11 protein-coding genes and 4 tRNA genes are annotated in these 13,494 nt (G+C 46.5%); all 15 read right to left on the reverse strand.

Features of this window, described 5'->3' with window-relative positions:
* The 15 genes from OWN49_RS09625 to OWN49_RS09695 all read right to left on the reverse strand — a co-directional run bounded on the left by OWN49_RS09625 (position 1) and on the right by OWN49_RS09695 (position 13,463).
* Positions 1–1,191: an MFS transporter gene (locus tag OWN49_RS09625; RefSeq protein ID WP_014306161.1), complete on the reverse strand. Its 1,191-nt coding sequence runs from the start codon at positions 1,189–1,191 to the stop codon at positions 1–3.
* A gap of 18 nt (positions 1,192–1,209) precedes the next feature.
* A complete protein-coding gene (locus tag OWN49_RS09630) occupies positions 1,210–2,532 on the reverse strand; it encodes an ABC transporter substrate-binding protein (protein ID WP_176283631.1) in 1,323 nt (440 codons plus the stop codon).
* Complete coding sequence (locus tag OWN49_RS09635) at positions 2,529–3,536, reverse strand: ThiF family adenylyltransferase (RefSeq protein WP_176283632.1); 1,008 nt, start codon at positions 3,534–3,536, stop codon at positions 2,529–2,531. Before OWN49_RS09635 ends, OWN49_RS09630 begins: the two co-directional genes overlap by 4 nt.
* A 231-nt stretch (positions 3,537–3,767) precedes the next feature.
* Positions 3,768–5,186, reverse strand: a complete 1,419-nt coding sequence (locus OWN49_RS09640; protein ID WP_176283633.1) for a sensor histidine kinase — start codon at positions 5,184–5,186, stop codon at positions 3,768–3,770.
* Positions 5,183–5,395, reverse strand: a complete 213-nt coding sequence (locus OWN49_RS09645; protein WP_176283634.1) for a winged helix-turn-helix domain-containing protein — start codon at positions 5,393–5,395, stop codon at positions 5,183–5,185. The genes OWN49_RS09640 and OWN49_RS09645 overlap by 4 nt, the downstream gene beginning before the upstream one ends.
* A 491-nt stretch (positions 5,396–5,886) precedes the next feature.
* Entirely contained in the window at positions 5,887–7,083 is a 1,197-nt protein-coding gene (locus tag OWN49_RS09650) for a S1C family serine protease (RefSeq protein WP_176283635.1), read from the reverse strand.
* Between the two features lie 86 nt (positions 7,084–7,169).
* Positions 7,170–7,964, reverse strand: a complete 795-nt coding sequence (locus OWN49_RS09655; protein ID WP_004393110.1) for an MBL fold metallo-hydrolase — start codon at positions 7,962–7,964, stop codon at positions 7,170–7,172.
* 14 nt (positions 7,965–7,978) lie between these two features.
* Positions 7,979–8,818, reverse strand: coding sequence for a two-component system regulatory protein YycI (locus OWN49_RS09660; RefSeq protein WP_004393108.1), 840 nt, complete (start codon positions 8,816–8,818; stop codon positions 7,979–7,981).
* Positions 8,805–10,163 (reverse strand): two-component system activity regulator YycH, encoded by a 1,359-nt coding sequence (gene yycH, locus OWN49_RS09665; RefSeq protein ID WP_004393107.1) that lies wholly within the window; start codon positions 10,161–10,163, stop codon positions 8,805–8,807. The genes OWN49_RS09660 and yycH overlap by 14 nt, the downstream gene beginning before the upstream one ends.
* Positions 10,153–11,988: a cell wall metabolism sensor histidine kinase WalK gene (gene walK, locus OWN49_RS09670; protein ID WP_004393106.1), complete on the reverse strand. Its 1,836-nt coding sequence runs from the start codon at positions 11,986–11,988 to the stop codon at positions 10,153–10,155. Before walK ends, yycH begins: the two co-directional genes overlap by 11 nt.
* Positions 11,989–11,994: 6 nt before the next feature.
* Complete coding sequence (walR, locus tag OWN49_RS09675; protein WP_004393104.1) at positions 11,995–12,702, reverse strand: cell wall metabolism DNA-binding response regulator WalR; 708 nt, start codon at positions 12,700–12,702, stop codon at positions 11,995–11,997.
* Positions 12,703–13,037: 335 nt separating this feature from the next.
* Positions 13,038–13,110, reverse strand: a tRNA-Phe gene (locus OWN49_RS09680).
* A 36-nt stretch (positions 13,111–13,146) separates the two neighbouring features.
* Positions 13,147–13,223, reverse strand: a tRNA-Asp gene (locus OWN49_RS09685).
* Positions 13,224–13,307: 84 nt separating this feature from the next.
* Positions 13,308–13,379, reverse strand: a tRNA-Glu gene (locus OWN49_RS09690).
* 8 nt (positions 13,380–13,387) lie between these two features.
* Positions 13,388–13,463, reverse strand: a tRNA-Lys gene (locus tag OWN49_RS09695).
* Positions 13,464–13,494: the final 31 nt, after the last annotated feature.

Raw genomic sequence — 13,494 nt, forward strand, 5'->3', positions numbered from 1 at the left:
TCAAAGCTCGACTTTATTCTGGATGGCGACGCTCGCTTTCAGTTTGTAAAAGCTGAGCATCATAAACAGCGACAATAAGATGGATAATACCCCGATTGCGGTCAGCAGCAAAGCTGAATCAAAATAGTCCGTTAAGAATCCGATAAACGGAAAGGCAATGAACATGAAGAGCGAGGTCATCAAACTGATAATGGACAGCAGCGTGGCTCTCGTTCTGGACGGAATCTCATTATTCACCACCTGACTGGATACGGGTTCTATCACATCATAGAGCGCGTTGATGACGACAAAAGCTGCAATCGTCACGTACAGGCTGCCCGAAGGTATAAACAGATAGGCCGCCCCGATGATGCAGAATGTCAGCAGAAGCACGCGCCTCGGCGTGAATTTTTCCGCCGGCTTTGAAGAAAAGATGGAGCACAGCGCCTGCAAGATGGACAGTCCCGCAAAAATAATGGATATATTGCGCACGGACAACCCTTCCTGACTTAACAAATCTTGTCCGTACATATAAAAAACCGATGTAATCGCAAAGAAAACAGACAGTGACAGCACCAGATATTTAAAGGCTTTGTTCAGTCTGAAGAAATCTTTGACTTCTTTTAAGATGTCCCCGACCGTCTGCGTTTCGTGTTCACTGTTTTCAAATTTGATTTCCGTCAGCTGTGTAATGACCGCCATCGCAATCAGCTGAGTCACAATCCCGGCGATAAACACATACGACCATGATATTTCCTGCAAGTAGCCGCCGATGCCCATGGCGATCGCAAGACCGAGTATGACAAGTCCGTTATAATTTCCGATGGATTTGCCGTACCACTTTTCTTTCCCTTGTTCTTTCAGTGAATCAAACAAAAAGGCGTGATCCGTTCCTGATATAAACGTCAGCCCGATACCGTATATAATATGGGCGATGAAGAGGGCGATGAAGTTATGGAAGCTCAGGAACATCACCAAATAGACAATGACCATAAAATGGCCGAGCAAGAGCGATTTTTTTCTCCCGATTCTGTCCGAGATGACGCCGCTCGGCACTTCCGCCAGAAACATCGCCAAATTCAGGACCGATTGCAGGATGCCCACTAGAAACAATGAATAATTCATGCTTGTTAAATATAAAATCCAAATTCCCCGTTCGAAAAAGAAGTTTCCGAAAAAACCGGAGAAGTAAAGCAAATTTCGATTCCGCAAATGAATACCCCTTTCCAGCTATCTGCATTTAACATCATGAACAGAAAGGAGCCCGTCAGTCTTTACACTAAAACCCTCTATACATGGATCTTGCAGATACAGACTTTTCCCAAAACAAATTGGGCAATAATGAGTTGTATTCTCGAATAACCCAAAAAGTTCCTTCTTTTTTTCAGATCCTATGGCATCAATGATCGTTTTTTTCTTCCCCGGATCGCTGATGTCGCGGATGAAATATTTGATATAGCTCAGCTCATGCATGTAAGCCGGCAGGAACAAATGGAGCTCAATATCAAACCCGCTTTTATCCATATGGTAATAATCATTGAAATGACTGACGCGGGAGACGGATACGTCCGCTCCGGCCCGCCGAAACAATTCAGCCAGCCTTTCAATGATCTCTCCGTTGGGATAATAATCGGCATAAACAATTCGGATCGGCTCTCCTTTTGTCAAAAGGGGCGGATCTTTCTGCGGTGTCCGCCCGCTTTCCCATATACCGATCAGTGAATCAGTTGGTGTGATGATATGCCCCAAATCCCCGGCCAGCTTTTGTTTATCAAAATAATGCTGAATGAAAGATCTCAGCATGCCGTCCTTTACCTTGAAGGTAAATAACATCGGCAAATGATTTTCTTTAAAATCAGCATACTGCCGATACCTCATGTTGGAATGATGAAACTGGGTGTGGCAGGTCACATCGGTCTGATTCGCTTCGTACAGCCCGATGCTTTTTTCCAGATCATCATTCAAAATAAATTGGATGGTCTGAACCGTGCGGTGATCCGCGGGCGTCATTTTATATTGCGGATTCCGCTCAAATTCCAGCCCTTTCTCAAACGTACGCTTGAATCGGTACGGGCCGTTTTCCGGCACATCGCCCCCGGCGGTTCCCGGAATCAGAAAGCTGCTCTGCAAAACGGCTTCTATTTCATCAGACGGCTCGTCCAAGGTGACTTCAAATCGTTTTTCACCCGTTACGTTCACCCCGAGCTGATCGGAAGAGACGAGGCCTTTTACATACGGAACGGCCTGTTTTATGTTCAGGAAACTGCCGAGATGGGGACTTTGGTTTTCTTTCGTCAGATGATAGATGATCGTTTGAACCACACCCTCGGCGTCACCTAAATAGTCTGGGTGAATGTCCACCTGACAGGTGCGGCGATCTTTGCGGATGATTCGGCAGTTATAGCCGTCCTGCAGACTTTCATACATAATGCTGCAAATCATCTTGCTTGTGTAATCCTGCGTATCTAATGGGTTCAAGCGTATCGGGCTTGTGTCGATTTCTATTTTCAGAGGGTCGCCCGGTTTTCTCGCCGTACGATGCATCGTCTTCATAAAGCGCTTTCCTTTTGAGATAGCTTCGTTTCTGTAATATGAAGGCCGTCAAAGTCCAAGCCGATGCGGGTATTCAGGGATTTCGGGCTTCCGCCTGCAAGGTATGTGATAATGTCATGAGACATAAACGAGGATATAATACCGTTTGTCGCTCCTAAAGAACCTTTGATCGGTTCATCGGGGTAACAGTTCAGAAGTCCGGCCGGCATGCTTTTTTCATAGGTGACGCCGGATTGATAGGATTCAGGCGTGAGCAGAGGCCCCCATTGGCCGCTGAAGCTGCCGACACCCCCGGTCATAAACGCGATATTCCGCTGCTTACAATACTGATAAACCCATTCAGAAATGTTATGGGGTTTGTCAGCGGCATTTATGACGATATCAATTTCGTACGGATCTAACACACGCAGGTCCTGCGGCTGTGTTATTTCCTGATGGTAAAGTGCTGCGTCCGCATGGGGATTGATACCCGCAATATAATCTCTGCATTCTGAGACCTTTAATTTGCCTACAGAAGATTTATTATAGACGAATTGTCTGTTCAGGTTATGTACTGATACGGCATCGAAATCAATGAGAATAAAATGCTGCATGCCCGCCGCCAAAAGGTTTTGAAGAATGATCGTTCCGACGCCCCCCAGACCCACGATCGCTGCCCTGCTGCCGTCTAATCTGTTTTGGATCAGATTGGGGTTTTGGTTGTATTTCTCAAAATGGTACAGCTGCTTTTCAGTGATGCAGCCTTCACGGCCGTTTTGCCATGGCTCTATTAAAGCATCCAATTTCATTAACGCATCGAAAAACCGGTTTCCCGCTTCCTCTCCCAGAAGATCAGAAAGCTCTTGTTTTTCACAGCCGGTGATCAGCCGTTCAACCGCCTCTTTTATCTCACTCGTATGCCCAAGCTTAATCGCCTTTCGATATTGAATGATAATATGCGCCGTGTAGGTCAGCACCTGCACGCTGTCTTTAAACTTCCAGCGCTTACAGTCCGTTGACATCATGACATACCCCCTGAAAGATAATAACTCCCCAATGAGGGGAGTCACGGCTTTACTAGCAACGCTGCACCAAGCTTGCTGTTTCTGTATCAAGATCAAGTTCTTCAATCTTCATCAGTACACACCCCCTTTACCAATAACTAGATATTATCATCAATATTGGAAAAGGACAAGTTATTTTTTGAAAATTTAGAATTTATATATAAATTGTGATATTTCTTCCGGCATCCCGGTTTATCCCGGCAGCCGGATGATGAACACGGAGCCTTTTCCCTGCTCACTTTTCACTTCAATTGTTCCGTTATGGCTGTCGATAATGGTTTTTGTAATGGCAAGACCCAGCCCCGTGCCGCCGGATTGACGGGATCGGGAGGTTTCCGCCCTGTAAAACCGGTCAAACACATGAGGCACATGCTCCGGAGCGATTCCCGTTCCGTTATCCGCAATCATAAGCATGATTCCCCCGTCTTTCTGCAGGGAGACGGTGATGACACCCGTGTCTTCATCCGTATGCTGCACCGCATTGTAAAAGAGATTGAGAATGGCCTGCTTCATTTTGTCTTTGTCAAAAACGGCTTCTATCTTTTGATCGACAAAGAACTCGAGTTTCCGGTTTCTCGCGAGCAGCTTCAGCTCAGCCTCCATTTCCAAAATGACGTCTCCCAATGCGCCTTTTTTCATTTCAAAGCTCGGAACCCGGTCAATCTTCGCGAGAAACAAAAGATCCTCTATCAGCTTATTCGCCCTGGCGGATTCCGCGTACATGCTTTGAAGCGCTTTTTCTTTCTGCTCCGGCTTTTCCGCCGCCCCGCGCATTAAAATTTCGATAAAGCCGTGAATGGAGGTAAGCGGTGTTCTCAGCTCATGTGATGCGTCTGATACAAACTGCCGGATACGCTCCTTCGCTTCTTTTTCCGCCTGAAACGCGGTTTCAATCCGTTCCAGCATCTGATTGATGGAGATGCCCAATGACTCAATTTCGGCCTGCTTCCTATCAATCGGCAGCCGTTTATCGAGACTGCCGGCATGAATGTCACCCATCATATGCACAATGCGGGACAGCGGCTTGAGTGTGAGCCGGATCACCGGCAAAAAAACAAACAGTCCGATGACCAAAGCCGCAAAGGAAAGCACCGCGAAAATGCTGATCTGGCGGAACAGCGAATCATTCAGAGGCTGGGTCAGCGTGCTCATCTGCACAACTCCCGCCTGCCTTCCGTCAACGGAAATCGCCTTAAACACGACGATGATTTCCTCACCCGCCTTATTGTGAGCCACCTGGTAGTGAAGCGCCATTGTATTTGTCAGCGCATCCCGATACACGTTTTTCGGAAAAGAAGGAGCGGCCCCCGCGTGCGGGTCTTCTGATAAAACTGACATCTTGTATGATTGATTGATAAAAGCAACCGTCACCCCGGGGTAAATCACCTTCGGATGAGCCGGTGTTTCGGAACGGGCAAGGGTTTTGATTGACCTCCATACGCTTTGATCCATTGAATTGATATCACTCTGAATGCTGATCGCCTGATTTTCATACATCGTCCGTTTCATCAACATGTACTGTGTGCCGCCGATGAAACATAACAGCAAGGTCAACATCGCCAGTGACCTGAACAGGAGCTGGAACCGCAGGGTTCTGTAAAGCCGTTTCATGCCAGATCCACCCTGTACCCGGCGCCCCGAACCGTGCGAATCACCTTGTGCTCTTTGTCCTTCAGCTTTTCGCGCAAAGAACGGATGTATGCCTCGACGATATTGTTTTCCCCGAGGACCGTTCCGTGATGAAGCCCCATCGTTAAAGAATCAATGAGTGCAGACTCGCCGTCTGCACTCAGCAGCTTGATGCCTTTCAACTTATTCATGATGCAGTCTCTCCTTAGATGTATCAGCCTGTGTTTATTTTTTTCGCTTCCCCTTCTATTATTCGCTTTTATCAGAAACAAAACGGAAGCTAAGCTGAATTGGTGAAAGTAAACGCTGAAAACGGAGCCATCTGCAAATCATAATCAATAAGCTGCCGCTTCAATTCAGCACCAGTCTGTTTCAATTGTCTGCCTTTTTCTAAACTTATCCATTTTTAACTGAACGTGTTGAGACCCGCGTTCAGTTCTTTTTTATATCTTCTGAAAAAAGGCATAAAAAAAGCGCCCCTGAAAAAGGACGTTTGATATGACGTGTTTCATTTTCTTAAATTCTGCATTCTAAAATAATTCTTCCTTCACATTCACCCTCGATTTCATTCAATACGATGATCACATCAGCCGTTTTCATGTGTTTCACCTCCCCGCTTCACAATAGTATAATATTAACAAATAAATCAATAAAAAGCAGCCCGGACATCCGGGCTGCTTTTTTATTTCTGTAATCGATCCGCTTCGGTCAGTTTGACTTCCGCTGTTCTTTTCTTTCCCGAACGGTAGAACGTGATGTTCACACGGTCGCCGATCTTTTTGCGATACAGGCGCTCGCGGAGATCCACAACGTCATTGACCTTATGTCCGTCGAACCCGGTGATCACGTCGAGCTTTTTCAAACCCGCTTTTCCGGCCGGTGAAAACGCGTCGACACCCATAATGACCGCCCCGGTTTTAACGCCTTTCGGGAGTTTCAGCGTCTGGCTCCAATGGTAGCTCGCAATATCCGTTAAGGATTTCATCTCAATACCGAGGAAAGGCCGTCGGACTTCTCCGTATTTTTCTAAATCCTGAATAACGGGAATGACAAGCTTTGACGGAATGGACAGGCCGATTCCTTCAACGGCGGATTCAGCGATCTTCATTGAGTTGATGCCGACCACCTTGCCCGATATATTCATCAAAGCGCCGCCGCTGTTGCCGGGATTAATCGCGGCGTCGGTCTGCAGCACTTCCGCATTCCAATCCGGATGTCCGTCGCCGTTTGAGTCAACAGGCACCGCCCTTTCCGTGCCTGAAATGATCCCCTGTGTCACTGAACCCGCAAATTCAAGTCCGAGCGGATTTCCGATCGCAATGACCGGTTCTCCGACTTTGACTTGATCAGAATTGCCGAACTGGGCGGCCGATTTGATTTTATCAGACTTCACCTTCAGTACCGCGAGATCCATCAGACGGTCGCTCCCGATCAGCTCAGCAGGCACGCGCGAGCCATCCTTCAGGCTGATCTCAATCTCAGTCGCACCTTCAATGACATGGTGATTGGTTACGATATAAGAAGTGTTTCCGTTCTTTTTATAAATGACGCCCGACCCGCTTCCCGCTTCGCCGCCCTCTCCCCAAATATCGGTCTTTTGGATATTGAGAACGCCGACTACCGAATCTGATACACGGCTGACCATATTCGTGACAGCGTCATTGACATTTACGTTGACTGTTTTCACCTGTTCGCTGCCGAGACGCCGGCTGGTGCTTTTGCTGCTGTCTCCATGGTCTCCGCCTGTCCAGTACGGCAGCAGGAAAGCCATGAGCGCGGCCCCGACGATGACGCCGATCAGACTTGATAGAAAGTATCCTCTCTTGCTGCGGCGGGGCTGTTCGGAGGCGTACTGTTCATCATCGCGATTATAATCCACCCTATCTCAAATCCTTTCAAGAGTACTCGATTTGCTTATAGTGTGGGTCAGATCGCGGATTAATAATCATGATTCATTTGGAAAAATTACACGGCGCACAGCGGCGTCGGAATTTTCGGATCGGTATCAAATAACTGAAACGTTTCCCCGGCGACAAATCCTTTCGCAGCCAATGTCTGCTGCACGGACATTCTCGCCAGTTCCTTCATATTGTTGTCTTGGCTCAGATGCGCCAAATAGATGCGCGATGTGCCGTCGCCGATGACATCAGTCATGGCGAGCGCCGCATCTTCATTCGAGACGTGGCCGACATCGCTTAAAATCCGCCGCTTAATGCTCCAAGGGTATCTGCCCATTTGCAGCATGCCGACGTCATGGTTGCTTTCAAACACAAACACATTGGCCGAACGGATGATGCCTTTCATTCTGTCGCTCACATATCCGGTGTCCGTCATCAGCGCGAGCTTTCTGCCTTGGTAGTGGAAAACGTAAAACATCGGCTCGGCCGCGTCATGAGAGACGCCGAATGACTCAACATCAAGCCCGCCGAAAGATTTCACGCTTTCCATCGGGAACAAAAACTTTTGTCCGGTATCCAGCTTGCCGATCTGATTCTCCATCGCTTTCCACGTCTTTTCATTGGCGTAGACGGGTAGACCGTACTTTCTCGCAATGACGCCGAGCCCTTTAATATGGTCGCTGTGCTCGTGAGTGACAAAGATGCCGTCGACGTCGTCTATCTTACGGCCGATTCTCTCCATCAGCCCGTCCATCGCTTTACCGCTCAGGCCGGCATCCACCAGAAAAGAGTGCTCCTCTGTCTCCAGATAAAACGCGTTTCCGGTACTCCCGCTCGCAAGCACGCTAAATTGCAAGCCCATTGTGTCTCACTCCATTATTTATTTTGATTGTTATCAATGACTGTGCTTTCCAATGCATTCACAGTGTACGTTTGCTGTGTCTTTTTCTTCGTCCCTTTTGACTTATCTTCAATTGTAATTCTCCATACCGGCGCCAGCACCTGCGTACTTGTCAGCGGGTATTGGGCAATATAGCCGAACTTGACGCTTTTAACGGCGCAATTCGCTTTTAAGTAATTTTGAGAATACAATAATTCGACCGCATCAAGCTCAGGAATCAGGCTCTCCGTCTGGATTCGCTTGAATGACTCCAGCATGGTCTGCTCGTAAGATACGACCTGGTTTTTATCGTTCAGATGCAGAATCACCTGTCCGATCGCATCCGTGGACGAGTCAAAATCCTGATAAATAAACTGTCCGTCATACGTCTGGTAAAAAATGATCTGTTTTTGATCCTTGTCGACTTTCCACAGTTTATATTTTTCACCGCCGGTTACTTTAGAGCTGACGAGCGATTCCGCATCCTCCTGCGGTTTTTGCTTCGATAAACCGACCGGATCGGTAAATTTCATTTTCAGCGTTGTGACCTTATGATCATCCGCCGGCATCTCCATTAACGGCTTTTGATCCTTCAAAGCATCAATATCTTCAGCGGTAAATACCTTTTGGCCCGCCGTCAGCCGGTAGCCCGTCGCGGAATCAGAAGACAGGTTGCCGAATGTGATATGGTCCATCTCCATGTCTTTTTCCACGTTTGAATTTTTAATCACTTCGTATTCACTGCTCGAGCGTTTTTCAAAAAACTGATAGCCGAGAAAAATATCGAGGATGAGGAAGGCAATGATGAAGATCGTTTTTGTCTTATTCCACTCCATTATCGTCCTCCTCCTTCCCCAGCAGATCTTTCGTAATCGGGACGATCTTCCCGTTGATTTTCATACTCCAGACGGGTTCCAGCTCAACAAGATCATTCGTTGACGAAGAGACCATTTGATAGGACAGGAAGATCTGGTCGATTTTGTTCACGTCGTATTTATCCTGCTGCTCCAGCAGAGACACAACCTCATTGCCGTTCATCATTTTTACGTCTTTTGTTTTAATCGGATTCGGCCCGAGAACATAGTTCGGCCGCTTGTAGCTGAGAACCTCGTCATTGGCCCATTGCAGGGTCAAAACAGGGCCGGATCCGAAAGGCTTAGACGTGCTGTTGATCACAGGCATTTGGTCTTTAAACATGTAGAAACTCAGCTGCTGGTTATCACTCACATTAAAAAATTGATAATGATCCGTCCAGCTTCCCGTATCCTCTAAATATTTATAGCTTTTCTTAATCAGCTCACCCGTTTGGTAAGAAGCGCTTTGTGCCAGGTTCCGATGCTGGAATTGAATCTGCCGCTGTGTCGAATTGATTTCCAGACGGCTGATTCCGTCAGTCAGCACATTCCGATTGTAATTCGGGTCCTCTCTGACCGTGCTCGGATCATTAAAAAGCGTCTGCTTAAACAGGTTCGTCTTAATGGTTTCAGTGATAAATTCTTTTTCCTTCATATTAAACCGCGCATTCGGCATGAGAAATTCTTTGCTTTTTCCGACCGAATAGAGGTGGTATAACGGCATACTCGACTTTTTGCTGTACAGCTCATTCATCAGATTGCGGTAATTCGCCGATTCCACAGTCACTTCCAAAATCAGCTGCTTGCTGTATGAGACCATGTAAATCTTCTTATTCGTCTTATTCTCATTAAACGGAATAACAATATGGTCAAATGAGCTGTATTCCATTGACGGATTTGACCATTTAAACATCGATTGGAAGAAATCAATCGGAATGGTGTCATTGAATTGCAGATCGAGCTTTGCCGAATTGCCGTTTCTGCCGTAAAGCCAATTTTTAAAACCGAGCTTGTCGTATTGATCGGAAATATCCTTCATCCCTTTTACTTCCCATTGCGGCAAATCCGCCCACAGGTCATTAAAGAGCGTCTCATCATCCACTTTATAATGAGAGCCGTTTGTATGAATAAACATATCCCGGGGTTTTACCGTTTGCGACACTTTTTGGCTCGTTTTATCAATTTTATGCTTTTCCCGGACAGTCGATTTGGTTGAGGCCGTGCCTTCTGAAAAATTGGGCTGGAATGTCCAAATTCCCCATGTTAAAACAAGACTAATGACGACCAGCACTGACAGTATGACTGTTTTTATATTTTCACGCCTCATCCCAATCATCCTCTTGCTCTTCTTTATATGGAAGAGTAAATGTAATCTTCGTTCCTTTGCCTTCTACACTGTCGGCCCAAATGTCTCCGCCGTGCGCCTGAACCATCTCTTTTGCAATCGCAAGGCCGAGCCCGGTGCCGCCGAGTTTTCTCGTGCGCGCTTTATCCACTCTGTAGAAACGGTCAAAGACTTTTTCCACATCTTTTTTCGGAATGCCGATACCTTCATCTTTTACGCTGATATAAAGCAGCTCTTCTTTCTCGTTCACATCGACTGAGAAAGTGACATGCCCGCCTTCCGGTGAGTATTTCAGTGCGTTAGAAATGATATTATCGAGAACCTGCGTCACTTTATCCTGATCAATCTCCACGTACAGATTTCTGTCCGGAAGCTCGCGGATAAATTCGACATGCTGTTCTTTCGTCATTTCAAAACGATCGATAATCAGTGACATAAAGCGGATCATATGAATCCACTCCCGATTAAACTGATAATCTTTGCTGTCGAATTTAGAAAGCTGAAGCAGGTCGTTCACCAATCTGATCATGCGCTCAGTCTCATTTTGGGTCACCATTAAGAAACGCGGAGCGATATCTTTGTTTTCCCACGCGCCTTCCGCAAGCGCCTCTAAATAGCTTCGCATGGTCGTCAGCGGTGTCCGCAGCTCATGAGACACGTTGGCAACGAACTCTCTGCGTTCCCGATCGAGTTTTTCCTGTTCGGTGACATCATAAAGAACCGCGATTAAACCGTCGATTTTTCCGTGCTCTCTCTGAATAACGGAAAAATTCACCCGCAGTACAGTCGTTTCATCGTCACGTTCGATCTCCAGCAGCATTGAATCCTGCTGTTCTACTAAATCCTCAAATGTAAAGTTCTCTTTTATGCCCAATAAAGACGTAATCGGCATCTCTAAAGCCGTTTCACGTGAAACATTCAGCAGCTCAAGCGCAGGGCTGTTTAAAAGAATAATAGCCCCGTTGCGATTCGTAGCGATGACACCGTCCGTCATATACGCGATAACGGAAGAAAGCTTTCTTCTCTCCCCTTCTGTCATGGCTTGGGCATCTTCAAGCTCTCTCGTCAGATGGTTGAACGTCGTTGCGAGCTGACCGATTTCATCATGCCCGTATTTCCGCACCTTTCTTGAGAAATTCCCTTTTGCCAGTTCCATCGCCTGCTTACGCATATCCGACAGCGGATGGGTGATGGTGCGGGCGAGAAAAATACCGAGAAGGGCCGTCAGAACAAGGGCTAAGCCTGTTCCTGAAGCAAGAATCGAGTTGACGGTTTTCATCTGGTTAAAGGTATCTTCCATACTGGCCACGACATAAATCGCGCCGACAACTTCTTGATTCTCTGTGACGACAGGTTTTGCTGAAATCAGCACTCTGTTTTTGCTTTTAGGATCATAATATTTTTTTGAATAGGCCTGTTTTGTTGAGAAAATCCGTTTAAAAATCGGGTCAGTCGTCTGTTTCCCCGCTATTTCCTCGCCATAAGGCCTCGAAGAACCGACGACCTCATAGCTTTTATCAACAAATGTAATCTCCCGTATTTCATTGTTTTTCGTAAAATCATTCAAAATCCGTTTGACGTCATCTTTAATGACGGTGCTGTCATTATCTCCTTTATATTCCTGCTCAATATAATAGGATAGATTGTCAATCCGCTGATTTAACGATAATTCATAGGACTTGAGAAGAGAATTCTCCACCTGTTTCACAAAGTACACGCCGATAATCTGCATGGCGATGATAATGAGAAGCACATAGATCAGCGTGATCTTAAACTGAATCGACCGAAAAAAACCAACCTTATTCATCGCCGGTTAGTCCTGTTCAGGATTTCTCAAGTAATAACCGACACCCCGTCTTGTGACGATCCAGTTCGGATGGCTCGGATTATCCTCGATTTTCTCACGGAGACGGCGCACTGTTACATCCACCGTTCTCACGTCACCGAAATAGTCATAGCCCCACACAGTCTGCAGCAGATGCTCACGCGTCATAACCTGTCCGATATGTTTGGCTAAGTAATGAAGCAATTCAAACTCACGATGAGTCAGCTCGATCGTTTCTTCTCTTTTTGATACGACATAAGCGTCAGGGAAGATGACGAGAGAACCGATATGAATGTCATTAGAAGCTGATTCTTCCTCAGCCGGCGCAACTGTAAGCTGGCGGCGCAGGTTCGCTTTGACGCGGGCCAGAAGCTCACGCGTGCTGAAAGGCTTCGTGACATAGTCATCCGCTCCGATTTCAAGCCCGATGACCTTGTCAATCTCCGAGTCTTTTGCCGTCAGCATAATAATCGGCATATCATATTTTTTCCGGACTTCCCGGCACACTTCAACTCCGTCTTTATTCGGAAGCATAATATCTAAAAGAATTAAATCAGGCTGAAGCTCCTCCACCATTTCCACGGCTTCGTTTCCGTCGTACGCACAATGCACGTCATAGCCTTCTTTTCTTAAATTAAACTCTAATATATCTGCAATCGGTTTTTCATCATCGACTACAAGGATTTTCTTATCCATCATCTTGATTTTCCTCCTGCCAGAATGACTTCATTTCATCTATTGATGTTTCATGATGATCACAATTCGCATCGTGAAAAACGTTCCCCGTCTATTATAACGGTTTCAGGTCAAAAGATAAAAAAATTAAAGAGAACAGCGCAAAAACGTATTGAACTGCCATCCTTTTGTCATGTTTTTTATTTTCTTTTAAAAAATAATATTTTTTTGAAACCTCACGAAAATAAACGCCGTCTATTGTTTGACGTCTTCTTCTGGGCCGGCTGAAAAGCCGGCTCTCCCTTTTTTATAACAAAGAAAAAACGCACCTACTATTGCAGATGCGTTTGGGTAAGTGGCTCGGGACGGAATCGAACCGCCGACACACGGATTTTCAGTCCGTTGCTCTACCAACTGAGCTACCGAGCCAGATGTTTCTTTTCTATACTATAAAGTAAAGTAAAATGGCGGTCCGGACGGGACTCGAACCCGCGACCTCCTGCGTGACAGGCAGGCATTCTAACCAACTGAACTACCGGACCTTACAGTAATTTGTCCGGAGAACCGTATCGTGGCGGCCCTCCGAGGACAAATAAGGAGTTAGCAATAACGCTAAAGTAAATCAATGACCCGTACGGGATTCGAACCCGTGTTACCGCCGTGAAAGGGCGGTGTCTTAACCGCTTGACCAACGGGCCATAAAAAGTGGTGAGCCATGAAGGACTCGAACCTTCGACCCTCTGATTAAAAGTCAGATGCTCTACCAACTGAGCTAATGGCTCTTGATGTGTCGGATTATGTATCATAGAGCAT

This window comes from Bacillus sp. NEAU-242-2, assembly GCF_027853835.1.
Classification (GTDB): Bacteria; Bacillota; Bacilli; order Bacillales; family Bacillaceae; genus Bacillus; species Bacillus velezensis.